The sequence below is a fragment of the Stenotrophomonas sp. STEN033 genome, assembly GCF_056856655.1.
The window spans coordinates 207,250-226,555 of sequence record NZ_JBXFWM010000001.1; the positions used below are offsets into that span (position 1 = coordinate 207,250).

14 protein-coding genes are annotated in these 19,306 nt (G+C 63.6%); 13 read left to right on the forward strand and 1 reads right to left on the reverse strand.

The annotated features are described in order from the left end of the window. Window positions 1–20: 20 nt before the first annotated feature. The 3 genes from AC1VXC_RS00990 to AC1VXC_RS01000 all read left to right on the forward strand — a co-directional run bounded on the left by AC1VXC_RS00990 (window position 21) and on the right by AC1VXC_RS01000 (window position 5,477). Complete coding sequence (locus tag AC1VXC_RS00990) at window positions 21–3,191, forward strand: efflux RND transporter permease subunit (protein ID WP_313493811.1); 3,171 nt, start codon at window positions 21–23, stop codon at window positions 3,189–3,191. A gap of 130 nt (window positions 3,192–3,321) precedes the next feature. Continuing rightward, complete coding sequence (locus AC1VXC_RS00995) at window positions 3,322–4,059, forward strand: SDR family oxidoreductase (protein WP_481538121.1); 738 nt, start codon at window positions 3,322–3,324, stop codon at window positions 4,057–4,059. Continuing rightward, the gene (locus tag AC1VXC_RS01000; protein ID WP_481538122.1) at window positions 4,053–5,477 is read left to right on the forward strand and encodes an efflux transporter outer membrane subunit; all 1,425 of its coding nucleotides are present in this window, start codon (window positions 4,053–4,055) and stop codon (window positions 5,475–5,477) included. The genes AC1VXC_RS00995 and AC1VXC_RS01000 overlap by 7 nt, the downstream gene beginning before the upstream one ends. A 207-nt stretch (window positions 5,478–5,684) precedes the next feature. Here the strand turns inward: AC1VXC_RS01000 and AC1VXC_RS01005 are convergent, their stop codons facing one another. Next, window positions 5,685–7,181, reverse strand: a complete 1,497-nt coding sequence (locus AC1VXC_RS01005) for an aminotransferase class III-fold pyridoxal phosphate-dependent enzyme (RefSeq protein WP_481538123.1) — start codon at window positions 7,179–7,181, stop codon at window positions 5,685–5,687. Window positions 7,182–7,299: 118 nt separating this feature from the next. On the opposite strand from AC1VXC_RS01005, the gene AC1VXC_RS01010 reads away from it, so the two are divergent. From AC1VXC_RS01010 to fabV, 10 genes are all read left to right on the forward strand, one after another. Next, window positions 7,300–7,731, forward strand: a complete 432-nt coding sequence (locus tag AC1VXC_RS01010) for an Lrp/AsnC family transcriptional regulator (RefSeq protein WP_282271858.1) — start codon at window positions 7,300–7,302, stop codon at window positions 7,729–7,731. Between the two features lie 406 nt (window positions 7,732–8,137). Next, a complete protein-coding gene (queA, locus tag AC1VXC_RS01015; protein WP_313169789.1) occupies window positions 8,138–9,181 on the forward strand; it encodes a tRNA preQ1(34) S-adenosylmethionine ribosyltransferase-isomerase QueA in 1,044 nt (347 codons plus the stop codon). A gap of 93 nt (window positions 9,182–9,274) precedes the next feature. Continuing rightward, window positions 9,275–10,357 carry a Fe(3+) ABC transporter substrate-binding protein gene (locus AC1VXC_RS01020; protein WP_313169791.1) on the forward strand — a complete coding sequence of 361 codons (1,083 nt, stop codon included), beginning with the start codon at window positions 9,275–9,277 and terminating at the stop codon, window positions 10,355–10,357. A gap of 72 nt (window positions 10,358–10,429) precedes the next feature. Continuing rightward, the gene (locus tag AC1VXC_RS01025; RefSeq protein WP_313169793.1) at window positions 10,430–12,082 is read left to right on the forward strand and encodes an ABC transporter permease; all 1,653 of its coding nucleotides are present in this window, start codon (window positions 10,430–10,432) and stop codon (window positions 12,080–12,082) included. Continuing rightward, window positions 12,072–13,073 (forward strand): ABC transporter ATP-binding protein, encoded by a 1,002-nt coding sequence (locus AC1VXC_RS01030; protein WP_481538124.1) that lies wholly within the window; start codon window positions 12,072–12,074, stop codon window positions 13,071–13,073. Before AC1VXC_RS01025 ends, AC1VXC_RS01030 begins: the two co-directional genes overlap by 11 nt. A gap of 73 nt (window positions 13,074–13,146) precedes the next feature. Further along, window positions 13,147–14,286, forward strand: a complete 1,140-nt coding sequence (tgt, locus tag AC1VXC_RS01035; RefSeq protein ID WP_282271735.1) for a tRNA guanosine(34) transglycosylase Tgt — start codon at window positions 13,147–13,149, stop codon at window positions 14,284–14,286. Window positions 14,287–14,412: 126 nt separating this feature from the next. Continuing rightward, window positions 14,413–14,742, forward strand: coding sequence for a preprotein translocase subunit YajC (gene yajC, locus AC1VXC_RS01040; protein WP_282271731.1), 330 nt, complete (start codon window positions 14,413–14,415; stop codon window positions 14,740–14,742). 57 nt (window positions 14,743–14,799) lie between these two features. Continuing rightward, entirely contained in the window at window positions 14,800–16,644 is a 1,845-nt protein-coding gene (gene secD, locus AC1VXC_RS01045) for a protein translocase subunit SecD (protein WP_481538125.1), read from the forward strand. Between the two features lie 61 nt (window positions 16,645–16,705). Continuing rightward, window positions 16,706–17,674, forward strand: coding sequence for a protein translocase subunit SecF (gene secF, locus AC1VXC_RS01050; RefSeq protein ID WP_313169799.1), 969 nt, complete (start codon window positions 16,706–16,708; stop codon window positions 17,672–17,674). 189 nt (window positions 17,675–17,863) lie between these two features. Further along, window positions 17,864–19,123 (forward strand): enoyl-ACP reductase FabV, encoded by a 1,260-nt coding sequence (fabV, locus tag AC1VXC_RS01055; protein WP_481527972.1) that lies wholly within the window; start codon window positions 17,864–17,866, stop codon window positions 19,121–19,123. Window positions 19,124–19,306 lie beyond the last annotated feature (183 nt).

Here is a 19,306-nt window from a genome sequence, read left to right on the forward strand (position 1 = left end):
AGCTTTTCCAAGGATTTCCCATGGATTTTTCCAGATTCTTCATCGACAGGCCGATCTTCGCGGCGGTGTTGTCGATCGTGATCTTCGCCGCTGGCCTGGTCAGCATTCCGTTCCTGCCGATTGGTGAGTACCCGGAAGTGGTGCCGCCGTCGGTGGTGGTGCGTACCGTGTACCCGGGCGCCAATCCCAAGGTGATCGCCGAGACGGTGGCTACGCCATTGGAAGAGGCCATCAACGGCGTCGAGGGCATGATGTACCTCAAGTCGGTGGCCGGCTCCGATGGCGTGCTGCAGATGACCGTCACTTTCCGTCCGGGCACCGACCCGGATGAAGCAGCGGTGAAGGTGCAGAATCGTGTCGCCCAGGCGCAGGCGCGTTTACCCGAGGACGTGCGGCGCCAGGGTGTGACCACCCAGAAGCAGTCGCCGACCTTCCTGATGGTCGTGCATCTCACTTCGCCCAAGGGTAACTACGACACCTTGTACCTGCGCAACTACGCACGCCTGCACGTCAAGGACGGGCTGGCGCGTATTCCGGGTGTTGGTGACGCGCAGATCTTCGGCGGCGGCGATTACGCCATGCGTGCATGGCTGGACCCGGACAAGGTCGCCGCGCGTGGACTGACTGCCAGTGACGTGGTGCGCGCGATGCGCGAACAGAACGTGCAGGTATCGGCCGGCCAGTTGGGCGCCGAGCCGATGCCCAATAGCCAGTTCCTGACCTTGATCAACGCGCAGGGCCGTCTGCGCAGCGAACAGGAGTTCGGTGACATCGTGCTCAAGAGCGGTGTTGACGGTGAAACGGTGCGCTTGTCCGATGTCGCCCGCATCGAACTGGGCGCGGGCGACTACACCTTGCGCTCGCAGCTGGATGGCAAGAACGCGGTCGGCATCGGCATCTTCCAGGCACCGGGCGCCAATGCGTTGGAGATCCGTGATTCCGTGATCGGCACCATGGACGAGCTGCAGAAGACCTTCCCGGCCGACGTGAAGTACGAGGCGGTGTACGACACCACCATCTTCGTGCGTGACTCGATCAAGGCGGTGGTGACCACCTTGCTGGAGGCCATCGCGCTGGTGGTGCTGGTGGTGATCCTGTTCCTGCAGACCTGGCGTGCGTCGATCATTCCGCTGATCGCAGTGCCGGTGTCGGTGGTCGGTACCTTCGCTGCGCTGTACCTGCTGGGCTTCTCGATCAATACGCTGAGTCTGTTCGGCCTGGTACTGGCGATTGGTATCGTGGTCGATGACGCGATCGTGGTGGTGGAGAACGTCGAGCGCAATATCGAGGAAGGCCTGTCGCCAACGGCCGCTGCGCATCAGGCAATGAAGGAAGTGTCCGGCCCCATCGTCGCGATTGCGCTGGTGCTGTGTGCGGTGTTCGTGCCGATGGCCTTCCTGTCCGGCGTTACCGGCCAGTTCTACAAGCAGTTCGCGGTGACGATTGCCATTTCCACGGTGATCTCGGCGATCAACTCGCTGACCCTGTCGCCGGCCTTGGCCGCGCGCCTGCTCAAGCCGCATGGTGCGGCCAAGGATGCGCCCAGCCGTCTGATCGACAAGCTGTTCGGTTGGGTATTCCGTCCGTTCAACCGCTTCTTCAAGACCAGCTCGGAGAAGTATGAGCGTGGCGTATCGCGCATCCTCGGCCGTCGCGGTGCGGTGTTCGTGGTGTATGCGGTGCTGCTGGTGGGTACCGGCGTGATCTTCAAGCTGGTGCCGCCGGGTTTCATTCCGACCCAGGACAAGCTGTACCTGATCGCCGGTGTGAAACTGCCGGAAGGCTCCTCCATTGCGCGTACCGATGAAATGCTGCGCAAGGTTGCCAAGATTGCACAGGAAACCGATGGCGTTGCCCACACCATCTCGTTCCCCGGCTTGAATGCGCTGCAGTTCACCAATACACCAAACACCGGTGTGGCCTTCATTCCGCTCAAGCCATTCAACGAACGCAAAGGCCGTACTGCTGCGCAGATCAATGCCGAGATCAACCAGAAGATCGCCGGGCTGCAGGAAGGGTTTGCCTTCGCAATGATGCCGCCGCCGATCCTTGGTCTGGGCAACGGTAACGGCTACCAGATGTTCATCGAGGACCGCGGCAATCTCGGCTATGGCGCCTTGCAGAACGCGGTGCAGAGCATGCAGGGCGCAGTCGCACAGACGCCGGGCATGGCCTATCCGATCACCAGTTACCAGGCCAACGTGCCACAGCTGGATGCGGAAGTGGACCGGGTCAAGGCCAAGGCGCAGGGCGTGCAGCTGACCGAGTTGTTTGACACGCTGCAGACCTACCTGGGTTCGGCGTACGTTAACGACTTCAACCAGTTTGGCCGCACCTGGCAGGTGATCGCGCAGGCAGACGGACAGTTCCGTGACAGCGTGGAGGACATCGGCAAGCTGCGCACCCGCAATGACCGCGGCGAGATGGTGCCGATCGGTTCGATGGTGACCGTCAAGGAAACCTATGGCCCGGATCCGGTGCTGCGCTTCAACGGTTATCCGGCGGCTGATCTGGCCGGTGAAGCCGATCCGCGCATGCTGTCCTCGGCCGAGGCGATGAACAAGCTCACCGAGATTGCCGGGCAGGTGCTGCCGGCCGGCATGGTCACCGAATGGACCGACCTGAGCTACCAGCAGGCGACCCAGGGCAAGGCTGCCTTCATCGTATTCCCGGTGGCGATCCTGCTGGCCTTCCTGGTGCTGGCGGCGCTGTACGAGAGCTGGTCGCTGCCGCTGGCGGTGATCCTGATCGTGCCGATGACCTTGCTGTCGGCATTGTTCGGGGTATGGCTCACCGGCGGTGATAACAACGTCTTCGTGCAGGTAGGCTTGGTGGTGTTGATGGGCCTGGCGTGCAAGAACGCGATCCTGATCGTCGAGTTTGCCCGTGAGTTGGAGATGGGTGGCAAGGGCATCGTCGAGGCGGCACTGGAAGCCTGCCGTCTGCGTCTGCGCCCGATCGTGATGACCTCGATCGCCTTCATCGCCGGCACGGTGCCGTTGGTGCTGTCGCATGGCGCAGGTGCCGAGGTGCGCTCAGTGACGGGCATTACCGTGTTTGCCGGCATGCTGGGTGTGACCTTGTTCGGTCTGTTCCTGACCCCGGTGTTCTACGTGGCGCTGCGCAAGTTCGTGTCACGTAACGGTGGCGGCAAGCTGGTACAGCATGGTGAGCCGACCCTCCACCATTGATGGCAGGTGTAACTCCGTTGCGTAAGGCAGCAGATATGCTGCCTTCCGCAAGTCCTTGCCACCGTCACCGGCAAGGATGGTTTGAAATGTTATCGGTCTTGTATCAATTCATTCCCCCAAGGAAAAACAGATGAATACCCAGAACACCAAAGTTGCCCTGGTTACCGGTGCCACCCGCGGCATCGGCCTTGAGACCGTGCGCCAGCTGGCCGCCGCAGGCGTGCATACGCTGCTCGCCGGGCGCAACTACGAGACCGCCGCCGCAAAGGCGCGGGAACTGCAGGCAGAAGGCCTGCCGGTGGAGGCCATCCAGCTCGACGTCAATGACACCGACAGCATCGCAGTTGCGGTTGAACGGGTAACGCAGCAGCACGGCAAGCTCGATATCCTGGTCAACAACGCCGGCGTGCTGGTCGATGACCTGCAGGCCGGTGCCAGCGGCCAATCGCTGGAAACCTGGCGCAGCACCTTCAACACCAATCTGTTCGCCGTGGTTGAAGTGACGGTGGCCTTCCTGCCGCTGCTGCGCGCTGCACCGGCGGGGCGCATCGTCAATGTGTCCAGCATCCTCGGCTCCTTGACCCTGCATGCGCAGCCGGGCTCTTCGATCTACGGTTTCATCGTGCCGGCCTACAACGCTTCCAAGAGCGCGCTGAACGCCTGGACCTTGCAGCTGGCGCATGAGTTGCGCGAAGGTCCGATCAAGGTCAACGCGGTGCATCCGGGCTACGTCAAGACCGACATGAACGGTGGCGAAGGTGAGATCGACGTCGCCGAAGGCGCGCGTTCCAGCGTGGGCATGGCCTTGATCGCTGCCGATGGCCCGACCGGCAGCTTCAGCTACCTCGGCGAGGTGTTGCCGTGGTGATGCGCCTGTTGGTGACTGCAATGACCAGTGCCTTGCTGGCCGGTTGCATGACGGTGGGTCCGGACTACAAGGCAGCACCGGTGGAGCCGGTCAGCCTGCAGGGCGCGGCTGATCCGGCGTTCTCCAGTGCGCCGCCGGTTGCGAGCTGGTGGACGCAGTTTGATGATCCGGTACTGGGGCAACTGGTACACGATGCCCTGGGTGACAACCTGGACCTACAGATTGCGATGGCCCGCGTGCGCGCCGCGCGTGCAGCGTTCACCGAGCAACGCTTGGATCAGCTCCCGCATGTGACCGCTGCTGGCAGCCAGGACCGGCGCAAGCAGCCCGACGCATTGGTCGGCGGCGAGCGTGTCTATAGCGAAACCTATCAGCTTGGTTTCGACGCAGGCTGGGAGCTGGATCTGTTTGGTCGGCAGCGGCGTGCAGCCGAAGCGGCAAGGGCCGACCTCGGCGCCGAGCGCGACAACCTGGCCGACGCGCAGGTGATGGTGGCGGCCGAAGTGGCACGCAACTACTTCGAGCTGCGCGGGTCACAGAAGCGGATCGCCGTTGCCCGCGACACGCTGTTGAACCTGCGCGAGACGCAGCGGCTGACCGAAACCCGGTTGGAGTTTGGCGCTGGCAGTGAGCTGGACGTGCAGAGCAGTCGTGCCCGTCTGAAGGCGATTGAGGCGGATATTCCGTTGCTGGAAGTGTCCGAAGTGCAGTCGCGGCATCGTCTTGCCGTGCTGCTTGGACAGCGTCCCGGTTCGCTGGACACAGTGCTGCAGCCACGTGAAGTGCCTGCATTCGCCAAGGCCTTGCCGCTGGGCGATACCAGCGACCTGCTGCGGCAGCGTGCCGATGTGCGCATGGCCGAGCGTCGCCTGGCTGCAGCCACGGCGCGTGTTGGCGTGGCAACGGCCGATCTGTTCCCGCGTATCAGCCTGAGTGGTTTCGTCGGTTTCCTTGGCGGCGATGCTTCGGGTCTGGTCAACGGCAACAACAAGGCCTGGTCGTTGACCCCGTCGATCAGCTGGGCGGCATTTGACTTTGGTACCGTGCGGGCGCGCCTGCGTGCCAGCAAGGCGCAGGCCGATGGCGCGGCAGCCGAGTATGAGAAGGCGGTGTTGCTGGCCTTGGAAGACACCGAGAACGCGCTGACCCGCTATGCCAAGCAGCAGGCGCGGTTGGGTATCGTGGCTGAGCAGGCGCAGGCCGCACGCAAGGCGGAATCGCTTGCGCAGCTGCGCTATCGCGAAGGCTCGGAGGACTTCCTGGCCTTGCTGGATGCGCAGCGAAATCAGCTGGCTGCCGACGATGCATTGGCAGCGGCGGAAGCGTCGGTGAATGTCAGTGTCGTTGCTGTCTACAAGGCGCTGGGTGGCTGGGGTGGACAACCGGGCCCTGCGTTGGCGGTTACCAGCGTGCGTTGAGAAGGGCTACGCCCTTTCCCCTCTCCCCAACCCCTCTCCCGCAAGGGGAGAGGGGCTGACGCTGCAGTCGCACGTATCGCTTGTGCTCGCAACAGTTTGAGCCCCTCTCCCCTTGCGGGAGAGGGGTTGGGGAGAGGGGAGCTTCCAGCGCAACAAAAGGAAAGAGGCGGCCAATGGCCGCCTCTTTGCATTGCATCGCCCCTGAACTCAGGCAGCGTCAGCTTGCGCCCGGCGCGGGCCTTCAACCAGCGCGCGACCCACCATATCCACCAGCACGTCGAGCTCCTCTTCATCCATGCCGAAGTGCGGGGTGAAGCGCAGCGAGTTCTCGCCGCCGTGGATCACATTGACGCCATGCATGCGCAGCCACTCTTCGGTGGAGCCGGCGCCATAGCATTTGAACTGCGGGGCCAGTTCGCAGGAGAACAGCAGGCCGGTGCCCTGCACCTTGGTGATCAGACCGCCCAGCTTGGCCTTGAGTGCTTCCAGCTTCTGCACGGCCTGTTCACCGCGCACGCGGATGTTCTGGCGCACTTCCGGCGACAGGCGGGCGAGGGTGGCAACAGCCACATCCAGCGCGCGCGGGTTGGTGGTCATGGTGTTGCCGTACACACCCTTGCGGTAGAGCTTGGCGGCATGCTCGGTGACGGCCAGCACCGACAGCGGGAACTGCGCGCCGTTCAAGGCCTTGGAATAGGTTTCCATGTCCGGCGGATCCAGCGTCTCGTAGCCCGGGTAGTCGACGAAGGACAGGGTGCCGTGCGCACGCAGTGCGGCCTGGATGGAATCGATCAGCAACAGGCTGCCGTGCTCGCGGGTGAGTTCGCGGACCAGCTTGTAGAAGCTTGCCGGCACCGCGCGGCCCGGGTCGCCTTCGCCCATCACCGGCTCCAGGAACACCGCTTCGATGAACCAGTTGTTGGCCTTGGCATCGGCGAACACCTTGCGCATCGCCGCTTCGTCGTAGGGCGGCACGGTGATGACGCTGTTCTCGCCGCGGTAGCTGGCCAGGTGCTGGTCATAGGCCTTGCGGCTGGAGTCGGAGTACAGCGCAGGGCGGTCGGTGCGGCCGTGGAAGCTGCCCTTGATCACCACCCGCTTGATGGTGGCACCGGCATGCGGAGCGCCCGGATCGGTTTGCAGCTTGGCGTTGATGTCGGCAATACGTGCGGCCAGTCCAACGGCCTCGGAGCCGGAGTTCAAACACATGAAGTGCGAGAACGGACAGCCACCGCGGCTGTGGCCGATCTCTTTCTGCATGGCCTGCACGAAGCGGCGCTGGGCCAGGCTCGGGGTCATGATGTTGGCCATCACCTGCGGCTTGGCGGCGGCGGCCATCACGTCGGCCGGGGTGTGGCCGAAGCCGAGCATGCCGTAGCCGCCGGCGTCATACAGCACGGCGCCCTTGAGCGAGACCACCCACGGGCCGCAGGCGGCAAGGGCGATATAGGGGACGACGGCGTCGTCGGCATAGAAGTTGACGAAACCGGCCTGCATGGCGGCGATCTGGTCGTGCTCGTCCAGATCCAGCAGGTCGGCGGCTTCGTCCTTGATACGGGCGTATTCGCTGGCGGCAGCGGCAATGGCGCCGGCCAGGTCCGGGTGAGCGACGGCCAAGCGTTCAACGCTGGCGTCGTCCAGGCCTTGGGTCAGGCGCTGGCCGGTGTGCGCGCGAAGCGGGGCGAGGGGGCCGAGTACGGTCATGCTCATCTCCAGAAGTTTCTTGTATATACCCATTATCTGGAGATTCTGGACATATGGCAGCTATGATCTCGACGGATTTTCGGGTAATTTCGTCGAATCGACGAAGCTGGTTTGCAATGTGAATATTTCTCCTGCCGACGAACGCCTGTTGTCCGTGCTTCGTGAAGATGCGCGCGCGTCAACCGCGCAGATTGCCCGCCGGCTTGGCTTGTCCCGGACCACGGTGCAGAGCCGCATCGACCGGCTTGAGCAGTTGGGGGTGATTGCCGGTTACACGGTACGCACTCACGAGGACTACGAGCAGGGCCAGGTGCGTGCACACGTGCTGATCACCGTGCTGCCAAAGAAGATGCCGGCCGTGGTCAAGGCGCTGCGGGACATCACCGAGGTGCGTTCGCTGCATTCGGTCAGTGGTAACCACGACCTGATTGCGATGGTGGTGGTTGGCGGGGTCAGTGAGATGGACGTGGTGACCGATGCGATTGGCGCTGTTGATGGGGTGGAGCGGACCAACAGCGCGATCATTCTTTCCACCAAGTTTGAGCGTTGAGGTAGGCCAGCCGCGCTCGATCGACGCTGTTTTGGGTTTGGCTTTGGCTTTGCTTTGTTTTGCCCTTGCTCTACAACCGTCATTCCCGCGAAGGCGGGAATTGCTCTTGCCTTTGGCTGTTGATTTGACGTGACCCGTGCGAATTCAGAGCCAAAGCCAGGGCGATTCCCGCCTTCGCGGGAATGACGGCGTGAAGCGGAGCCAAGCCAAAGCCAAAGCCAGCGCCAGAGCCAGAGCCGGAGCCAGAGCCGGAGCCAGAGCCAGAGCGATTCCCGCCTTCGCGGGAATGACGGCATAAAGCGGAGTGGGAGCCAAGGCCAAGGCCACGGCCACGGCCATGGCCTAAAAACCAGTCCTTCCGCCCGCGAGAGCTACAATAGTCGGCTACCCGCACGAAGTTCCGGCCTTGAAGAAGTCCGATTTCACCTATGACCTGCCTGAGGAATTGATTGCCCAGGCTCCCTTGGCCGAGCGTTCGGCCAGCCGCCTGCTGCTGGTTCCACCAGCACCGGCGCCGTTCGATGACCGCCAGGTGCGCGATCTGGCCGAGTTGCTGCAGCCCGGTGACCTGCTGGTGTTCAACGACACCCGTGTCATCCCGGCACGCTTGTTTGGCCAGAAGACCAGTGGCGGCCGCGTCGAGATCCTTATCGAGCGTCTGCTTGGTGGCCAGCAGGCGCGTGCGCAGATCGGTGCCAGCAAGTCCCCCAAGCCGGGAAGCCGCATTCAGCTTGACGCCGGCGGCGAAGCCGAAGTGCTTGGTCGCGATGGCGAGTTCTATGTGTTGCGCTTCGATATCCCGGAGTCGCTGGAATCCTGGCTGGTGCATGAGGGCCGCCTGCCGTTGCCGCCCTACATTCATCGCGAGCCGGGAGTGGACGACCGGGAGCGCTACCAGACGGTGTTCGCCAAGCAGGTGGGTGCCGTGGCTGCGCCAACGGCCGGCCTGCATTTCGACGAGCCCTTGCTGGCCCGCCTGCGCGAGCGCGGTGTCCAGTTTGGCCATATCACCTTGCACGTTGGTGCTGGCACGTTCCAGCCGGTACGCGTGGATGACCTGTCCCAGCACATCATGCACCGTGAATGGCTGAATGTCGGCGCGGAGCTGGTCGAGCAGGTGCGGCGGACCCGTGCTGCCGCTGGTCGTGTGATCGGCGTCGGCACCACCGTGGTGCGGGCGCTGGAGAGCGCCATGCGCGAGGGCGAGTTGCACCCGTATGCAGGCGAAACCCAGATCTTCATCACCCCGGGTTACCGCATCCGCAGCGTCGATGCGATGGTCACCAACTTCCATCTGCCGGAAAGCACCCTGCTGATGATGATCAGCGCGTTTGCTGGCAAGGAGCGTGTTTTCGAGGCCTATGCCCACGCTATCGCGCAGAAGTACCGCTTCTTCAGCTATGGCGATGCGATGCTGTTGTTCCCGGCCAACGAGGGTGCGGCTGTTTGACGCAGTGCGCGGACGGATCAAATGAGATAAGTTCTCATTTGATCCGTGTCCGGCCATCGTGGCCGGGACCGACGACCACTTCCGGAGTAATCCATGCGTCATCCGAAGCGTGCCGCCGGCCATCTGGCTGCCCTGTGTTCCCTCGTCCTGCTTGGTGCCTGCGCCAAGACCGGTGACAACCCCGCCTCTGCTGCCGCGTCGCAGGCAGCGGCCGCCGCTGGTGAGGTCAACCTCTACACCACGCGTGAACCCGCCTTGGTGCAGCCGTTGCTGGATGCCTTCACCGCGGATACCGGCATCAAGGTCAACACTGTATTGCTGAAGGATGGCTTGACCGAGCGGCTCGCTGCCGAAGGCGAACGCTCGCCGGCCGACGTGCTGATGACCGTGGATACCGGTCGCCTGCTCGACGTGGTTGAAGCCGGCCACACCCAGGCGGTGAAGTCGCCGGTGCTGGAAGCTGCCATCCCGGCGCATCTGCGTTCGCCCGAGGGGCATTGGTTTGCGCTGTCGCTGCGCGACCGCGTGGTCTACGCCGACAAGGATCTGGACCTGACCGGCTTCACTTACGAAAACCTTGCCGACCCGAAATGGAAGGGCCGGGTATGCATCCGTTCCGGCCAGCATCCTTACAACACGAGCTTGTTTGCGGCGATGATCGCGCATGATGGTGCGGAGAAGACCGAGGCCTGGTTGCGCGGGGTCAAGGCCAACCTGGCGCGCAAGGCTGCCGGTGGCGACCGCGACGTGGCGCGCGACATCCTCGCCGGTATCTGTGACATCGGTGTGGCCAATGCCTACTACGTCGGCCGCATGAAGAATGCCGAGGAAGGCTCCGAGCAGCGCGCTTGGGGCGACGCCATCCAGGTGGTGCGGCCGGTGTTTGCCAGCGCCGCCGATACCGGTACCCACGTCAATATCTCCGGCGCCGCTGTCGCCCGCCATGCGCCCAACCACGACAATGCGGTCAAGCTGCTGGAATACCTGGTCAGCGACAGCTCACAAAGCCTGTACGCACGTGCCAACTACGAATATCCGGTCAAGCCGGGCGTGGCACTGGATCCGGTGGTTGCCAGCTTCGGGCCGATGAAGGTGGATCCGCTGCCCCTGGCCGAGGTGGTCGCCAATCGCAAACTGGCCAGCGAGCTGGTGGACAAGGTCGGCTTCGATAACTGACCCTTGCGGTTCCCTACGGGCCGGTGCCGTGCTTGCGGTGCCGGCCTGTTGTTTTGTGATGGATAGTGCTTGATGACGTGGCGATGGAACCCCTGGCTGCTGGGCGCGGTATTGGTAGCGGTGCTGATGTTGGCGCCGGTACTGGGCCTGGCGTGGGCAGCGAGCGATGGCAGCGCCGGGCTGTGGGCGCATCTATGGGCCAATGTGTTGCCGACTGCGCTGCTCAATACCGGCCTGTTGTTACTGGGCGTTGGTGTATTGGTCGGCGTGCTTGGCACCGGTAGTGCATGGCTGGTGACGGCGTTTGCGTTCCCGGGCCGAAAAATGCTGGCGTGGGCGCTGTTGCTGCCCTTGGCGGTACCCACTTACATCGCGGCCTTCGCGTATCTGGACGTGCTGCATCCGCTTGGCCCGGTGCAGGGGCTGATCCGCGACCTGCTGGGCTATGACAGTCCCCGTCAGTTCCGCCTTCCCGACATCCGCCATCTGGCAGGCTGCATCGTGTTGCTGGGCTTCGTGCTCTATCCCTATGTGTATCTGACTACCCGCGCCTTGTTCATGACCCAGGCTGCAGGGTTGCTGGAGGCAGCGCGCAGCCTGGGTGCTACGCCACTGCAGGTCTTCTGGCGGGTGGCGCTGCCGTTGGCGCGCCCGGCAATTGCCGTGGGCGTGGCGTTGGCCTTGCTGGAAACACTCAATGACATCGGTGCCTCCGAGTTCCTCGGCGTGCAGACCCTCACCGTGTCGATCTATACCACATGGGTAAGTCGCGGCGACCTTGCAGGCGCAGCGCAGATTGCGCTGGCGATGCTCGCTGTGGTGGCCTTGTTGTTGACGCTGGAACGCTATGGCCGGCGCAGGCAACGCTATGCCAGCGTACTGCGGCCGCGTCCGTTGCAGCCGCAGCAACTGCGTGGCGCGCCCGCCTTGCTCGCATTGCTGCTGGGGCTGCTGCCGGTGTTGCTGGGCTTTGCGGTGCCGGCGGCCTATCTGCTTTGGGAGGCGGCGGAACGGCTGCAGGTTGCCGGCATCTCGCCGCAGCTGCTGGTCGCGCTGTGGAATACGCTACGCGTTGCGTTGCTGGCGACAGTGGTGGCGATGGTGCTTGGTCTGCTGGTGGCGTGGGCGCTGCGTCTGGCGCAGTCGCGGCGGCGTAGGGCGCTGGCAGTCACCAGCAGCCGCATCGCCGTGCTGGGCTATGCGATTCCCGGCACGGTGCTTGCCATCGGTTTGTTGTTGCCGCTTGGCGCATTGGATGCAATGGCGGGCAGTTTGCTGGAACTGGCTGGAAGTCAGCCACGGCTGTTGTTGATGGGGTCGGTGAGCGTGCTGGTACTGGCTTACACGTTGCGCTTTCTCGCGGTGTCGGTCGGTGGGATCGAATCGGGGTTGGCGCGCATTCCCTTGTCGCTGGATCAGGCCGCTGCGAATCTGGGCGAGGGTGCGACCGGCATGCTGCGGCGCGTACACCTGCCATTGTTGCGCCCGGCCTTGGCCGCGGCTGCGCTGTTGGTGTTCGTCGATACGATGAAGGAGTTGTCGGCCACCCTGGTGCTGCGACCGATGAATTTCGAAACGCTTGCCACCTGGCTGTATGCCGAGGCGGCACGCGGGACCTATGAAGAAGGCGCGGTAGCGGCCCTGTTGATTGTTGTCAGCGGCTTGCTGCCAGTGATCCTGCTGGCCCGCGCCGGTGCGGCTTATGGAGTGGAAGATGCACGTTGACGCACAGCTGGTACTGGAAGACCTGCATATCGGCTATCCCGTCGCGGGTGGTTTCAAGCCAGTGGTGGAGGGCTTGTCGCTGCAGCTTGGGCGCGGCGAGATCGGCTGTCTGCTGGGAGCATCGGGCTGCGGCAAGACCACGGTATTGCGTAGCATCGCTGGATTCGAACCCCTGCAGCAGGGCAGCATCGTGCTTGCCGGGCGGCAGTTGGCCAAGGCGCACCAGGCGCTGCCGGCAGAGCAGCGCCGGGTGGGGATGATGTTCCAGGATTACGCGCTGTTTCCGCATCTGGATGTGGCGGCGAACATTGCTTTTGGCCTGCGCGGCCTGCCACGTGTGCAGCGCCAGGCGCGGGTGCAGGCGTTGTTGCAGTATGTGGCCTTGCCTGGCCTGAAGCGGCGCTATCCGCATGAGTTGTCCGGTGGCCAGCAACAGCGCGTGGCGCTGGCTCGGGCCTTGGCGCCGGCGCCGGATCTGCTGCTGCTGGACGAGCCCTTCTCGAACCTGGATGTCGATACCCGCCAGCGGCTCGCTGGCGAGCTGCGCGACCTGCTCAAGGCGGCCGGCACCACGGTGTTGATGGTGACCCATGACCAGGGCGAGGCGTTTGCCATGGCCGACCGCATCGGTGTGATGCACGGCGGTCGCCTGCGGCAATGGGATACGGCGCAGGCCCTGTACCAGGCGCCGCTGGATGCGTTCGTGGCCGGCTTCATCGGCCGCGGCACGGTCGTCGAGGCGGCGCAACTGGGTCTGGTTGGGGGCGGGCGGGTGCTGGTGCGCCCGCAAAGCCTGCAGCTGGACCCCGCTGCCGCCTTGCGCGCGAAGGTCGAGACCGTGGTGTTCCGCGGACCGGGCAGCAGCGTCTGGGTGCGCTTGATCGATGGAGCGCGGCTGGAACTGGATTTCGGCCCTGGTGCGCTGCCAGAGATTGGTGCCGAGGTAGGCCTGGCCTGGCACGATCCGGTTCCGCTGCGCTTCGGCGACTGAGCGTGTGCGGCTGAAATTCGCCCTGCTGGCCCATATCCGCGACAATTGGCGCAACTGACGCCTCAATGCTTCCATGTCCAGATTGCAGTTCAAGCTCCAGAACACCGATGGCCGCGCCCGCCGCGGCCAGCTGTCCTTCCCGCGCGGCACCGTGCAGACCCCGGCCTTCATGCCGGTCGGCACCTATGGCTCGGTCAAGGGCGTGCTGCCAGAACAGGTGCGCGCGCTCGGGGCCGAGATCATCCTCGGCAACACCTTCCATCTGTACCTGCGCCCGGGTCTGGACGTGATCGCCGACCATGGCGGCCTGCATGGCTTCTGCCAGTGGAATGGCCCGATCCTGACCGATTCGGGTGGTTTTCAGGTGTTTTCGCTGGCGCATCGCCGCAAGATCACCGAAGAAGGCGTCACCTTCGCCTCGCCGACCGACGGCGCCCGGGTCTTCCTGGGGCCGGAAGAGAGCATGAAGATCCAGAAGGTGCTGGATTCGGACATCGTCATGATCTTCGACGAATGCACGCCGTATCCGGCCACCGAGCCGGTGGCGCGCAAGTCGATGGAGCTCAGCCTGCGCTGGGCCCAGCGCAGCCGTAACGCGCATGACGCCATGGGCAACGACGCGGCGCTGTTCGGCATCGTCCAGGGCGGGGTGCACACCGAGCTGCGCAGCCGCTCGGCCGAAGGCCTGCAGCAGATCGGCTTCGATGGCTATGCGATCGGCGGTCTGGCGGTGGGCGAGCCCGAGCACGAGCGCAATGCCATGCTCGACCACATGCATCCGATCCTGCCTGCCGACCGCCCGCGCTACCTGATGGGCGTTGGCCGGCCGGAGGACCTGGTGGAAGGCGTGGCCCGCGGCGTGGACATGTTCGACTGCGTCATGCCTACCCGAAATGCCCGCAACGGCCATTATTTCACCTCGTTCGGCACCGTTCGCATCCGTAATGCCAAGTACGAGCGGGACATGAACCCGATCGAGCCGGGCTGCGGCTGCCATGCCTGCACCGGTGGCTACACCCGCTCCTACCTGCGCCATCTGGACCGCTGCAACGAGATGCTGGCGCCGATGCTGGGCACCCTGCACAACCTGTTCTATTACGAAAAACTGATGGCCGACATGCGTGCGGCCATCGAGGCGGGAACCTTCCTGGCCTTCCGCGAGTCCTTCTATGCAGCCCGGGGCCTGAGTGTCCCGGCGTTGTCGGGGGAGTAGCGGTCTTCACACGGTCCGGGACGCGCTCCCGGACGCGTGGCATACTTCACGGCTGACCCCGTTTCGCGGTAACTGCTGCAGGCCATCCGGCCCGGGTGGGTGCCGCCCAACATCAAGGATTACAAAATGACTCTGATGGCTATCCTGCTCCCCGTCGCCCAGGCCGCTCCGGCCGCACCGGGCATGGGCACCTTCCTGCTGCCCATCGCGCTGATCGCAGTGATGTACTTCCTGATGATCCGCCCGCAGATGAAGCGCCAGAAGGAACACAAGGCAATGCTGGAGAAGATCGCCAAGGGTGACGAAGTGCTGACCTCTGGCGGCATCGCCGGCGTGGTCACCGACATCGGCGACAACTTCATCACCGTGGAAGTGGCCGACAACGTCCGCATCCGCGTGCAGAAGGGCTCGGTCGGCAACGTCCTGCCCAAGGGCACGCTGAAGAACGCCGCCTGAGACTGATCCCTTTCCGTCACGTCGTGACGCCGCACCGGCGTCGCGCAGGATCCTGCAATGCTTGAATTTCCGCGCTGGAAGTACTTCCTGATTCTGATCGTTCTGGCGGTCAGCGCGCTGTACGCGCTGCCCAACATCTACCAGAAGGATCCGTCCGTTCAGATCACCGCAAACCGGGGTGGGCAGATTGATGATGCGCTGAAAGAGCGCGTCAACAAGGCGCTGGACGAGGCCGGTGTCACCGCCAAGTCGGTGGAGAAAGAGGGCGAGAACAATCTGATCGTCCGCCTGACTTCGCTGGACGCCCAGTCGCGCGCCAATGAGGTGCTGCGTGAAACGGCCGGCGAAAACTACACCGTCGCCCTGAACCTGGCCTCGACCGTGCCGGACTGGCTGGCCAATCTCGGCGGCAAGCCAATGGTGCTGGGTCTGGATCTGGTCGGTGGCGTGCACTTCGCCTTGCAGGTGGACCAGAAGGCCGCAGTGGACAAGCGCTTCGAAGCCTTTACCGAAGACGTGCGTACCACCCTGCGTGACAACCGCGTGTCCTACCGTTCGGTCGAGCGTCGCGGCGGAAGTGATATCGCCATCGTCCTGGCCAATGCTGCCGATGCCGACAAGGCGCGTGCGGCACTGGCCAAGGCGCAGCCGACCTTCGGTTACTCGGTGAGCGGTGAGCGCATCACCGCCACCGTGCCACAGGCGGAAATGCTGCAGATCGCCTCCGGCGCCATCGAGCAGAACCTGACCACCCTGCGTAACCGCGTCAACGAACTGGGCGTGGCCGAGCCGATCATCCAGCGTCAGGGCGAAGACCGCATCGTGGTCGAGCTGCCGGGCGTGCAGGACACGGCCGAAGCCAAGCGCATGATCGGCGCCACCGCGACCCTGGAGTACCGCGCGGTGGTCGATGGCAATGCGCAGGATGCCATGGACACCGGCCGCATTCCGCCGGAAGCCAAGCTCTACCGCGACCGCCGCGGCATGCCGGTGCTGTTGAACAAGCGTACCATCGTCACCGGTGACCAGATGGTCAAGGCGGCGACCTCCACTGACCAGAACGGTCTGCCGTCGGTCAGCGTGACGCTGAACAGCGTCGGCGGCCAGCGCATGTTTGATTTCACCAGCGCCAATGTCGGCAAGCCGATGGCCGTGGTCTACACCGAGCGGATTCCGCAGGTGACGATGGTCAACGGTGTGGAGCAGCGCAGCTTCCGGGTCAAGGAAGAAGTGATCTCCATCGCCAACATCAATGGCGTGTTCGGCAAGGAATTCCAGACCACCGGCCTGGAGAAGACCGAGGCCGACGGTCTGGCCAAGCTGCTGCGTGCCGGCTCGCTGGCTGCGCCGATGGACTTCGTCGAGGAATACGTGATCGGCCCGAGCCTGGGTAAGGAGAACGTGGATCGCGGCGTCAAGGCAGTGGTGTTCTCGTTCATCTTCACCCTGGTGTTCTTCGCCATCTACTACCGCATGTTCGGCGTGATCACCTCGGTGGCACTGCTGTTCAACCTGCTGATCGTGGTGGCGGTGATGTCGATGTTCGGCGCGACCATGACCTTGCCGGGCTTCGCGGGTCTGGCCTTGTCGGTCGGCTTGTCGGTCGACGCCAACGTGCTGATCAACGAACGTATCCGTGAAGAGTTGCGACTGGGCATGCCTGCGAAGAAGGCGATCGCGGAGGGTTACGAGCGCGCCTCGGGCACCATCCTCGACGCCAACCTCACTGGCTTGATCGTCGGTGTGGCGCTGTACGCGTTCGGTACCGGCCCGCTGAAGGGTTTCGCGCTGACCATGATCATCGGTATTTTCGCCTCCATGTTCACTGCGATCACCGTATCGCGTGCGCTGGCGACGCTGATCTATGCCAAGCGCAAGAAGCTGACCTCCGTGGCCATCTGACGCGAATCTCTTCGCAGAAGCCCGCACCTGACCGGTGCGGGTTTTCCAAGGAACTCCTTGCATGAAACTGTTTCCACTTCACATCGTTCCGAACGACACCAACATCGACTTCATGAGTCACCGCAAGCCGGTGCTCGCGATCATGGTGGTGTTGCTGCTGGCCTCGTTCGCCATCATCGGCTTCAAGGGCTTCAACTATGCCCTGGAGTTCACCGGTGGCACGGTGGTGCGTACCCACTTTGAAAAGAGCATCGACGCCGACACGGTGCGTGAGCGTCTGGAAAAGGCTGGCTTCGACAATGCCCAGGTGCAGAGCGTCGGCGGCGGCAATGACCTGATGATCCGCCTGCCGCCGGATGGCGAGCACAACAATGCTGCCGATGCCGCGCAGCAGGTTGCCGAAAAGGTCCGTACTGCGGTGACCGCGGCTGACAACGTCGCCACAGTGCAGCCGGGCGAGTTCGTCGGCCCGCAGGTCGGCAAGGACCTGGCGATGAATGGCATCTACGCCACGCTGTTCATGGTCATCGGCTTCCTGATCTACATCGCGGCCCGCTTCGAATGGAAGTTCGCCATCGTCGCCAGCATCACCGCGTTCTTCGACCTGATCCTGACGGTTGCCTACATGTCGCTGCTTGGTCGCGAGTTCGACCTGACCGTGTTGGCCGGTATGTTGTCGGTGATGGGTTTTGCCATCAACGACATCATCGTGGTGTTCGACCGTGTGCGCGAAAACTTCCGCAGCCTGCGCGTGGAGCCGCTGGAAGTGCTGAACCGTTCGATCAACCAGACGCTGTCGCGTACGGTGATCACCGCGGTGCTGTTCTTCCTGTCCGCACTGGCGCTGTACATGTTCGGTGGCGAGTCGATGGAAGGCCTGGCCGAAACCCACATGGTGGGTGCCGTGATCGTGGTCATCTCCTCGATCATCGTGGCCGTGCCGCTGCTGAGCATCGGTCCGTTCAAGGTCAGCAAGCAGGATCTGCTGCCCAAGGCCAAGGACGAGGAAGAGCTGGCCCGTCGTCCCTGACGGACCCGCACTGCCTTGCTGAAAAGCCGCGCCCTGCGCGGCTTTTCTTTTGCCCGCAATCCGCGCGGGGGCAGGGCGGTCCATGCGGTGGCGTCGGTTGTTTTCGATGCGGCAGCGCACTACGATCCTCCCGGTTCAGCGCGCAAACTGCTTGTGCTGCTGTCTTCTGTTTAGCCAACCGAGGTTTTCATGGTCATCAAACCGCGTGTGCGCGGCTTCATCTGCGTCACCACCCATCCGACTGGTTGCGATGCGGCGGTCAAGGAACAGATCGATTACATCAAGGCCCAGCCCAAGCTGGCGAACGGCCCGAAGAAGGTGCTGGTGCTCGGTGCGTCCACTGGCTACGGCTTGGCCGCGCGCATCAAGGCGGCGTTCGGCAGCGATGCCGCTACCCTGGGCGTGTTCTTCGAGCGTCCGGGCAGCGAGACCAAGCCGGGCACCGCGGGTTGGTACAACACCGCCGCGTTCGAGAAGTACGCACACCAGGCCGGCCTGTACGCGCGCAGCGTCAATGGCGATGCGTTCTCCGACGAGGTGAAGCAGAAAGTCATCGAGATCATCAAGGCTGACCTTGGCCAGGTCGATCAGGTGGTTTACAGCCTCGCCGCGCCGCGTCGCAAGCACCCCAAGACCGGCGAGATCATCAGTTCCACGCTGAAGCCGATCGGCGCGCCGATCACCTTGCGTGGCCTGGACACCGACAAGGAAGTGCTGACCGAAACCACGCTGCAGCCGGCAACGGCCGAGGAGATCGCCGGTACCGTGCAGGTCATGGGGGGCGAAGACTGGCAGATGTGGATCGACGCGCTGCTTGAGGCTGGCGTGCTGGCGCCGGGTGCCACCACCACCGCGTTCACCTATGTCGGCGAAGAGATCACCCAGGCCATTTACTGGAATGGTTCGATCGGTGCTGCCAAGAAGGACCTGGATGCCAAGGTGCTGGCGATCCGTGACAAGTTGCAGGGCCTTGGCGGTGATGCACGCGTCTCGGTGTTGAAAGCCGTGGTGACCCAGGCCAGCTCGGCGATCCCGACGATGCCGTTGTACCTGTCGCTGTTGTTCAAGGTGATGAAGGAACAGGGTACGCACGAAGGCTGCATCGAGCAGCTCGATACCCTGTACGACATTCTGTACAACGGCCCGCAGGGCGGCGCCAACGCAGCTGACCACATTCGCCAGCAGTTGCAGGACGCGCAGGGCCGTGAAATCGCGCTGGTGGACGGCGAAGGTCGTCTGCGCGCGGACTACAAGGAAATGGCACCGGAAGTGCAGGGCAAGGTGTTGGAGCTGTGGCCGCAGGTGACCAATGAGAACCTGTACGAGATCAGCGATCTGGCCGGCTACAAGGCGGACTTCCTGCGCCTGTTCGGGTTTGGCATCGACGGCGTGGATTACGAAGCTGATGTGAATCCGGATGTGGCCATTCCGGGGATTGTCGAGGTCTGAGTTTGCTGGTTTCGTAGTTGTGAGAAGGCCGCGCGTTGCGCGGCCTTCTTTTTTTGCATTTTTTTGCATTTCTAGCCAGAAGCTTCCCCTCACCCCAACCCCTCTCCCGCTTGCGGGAGAGGGGCTCAGTGCACTGCGAGCGCGAGCATTGCTAGCCCCTCTCCCGCAGGCGGGAGAGGGGTT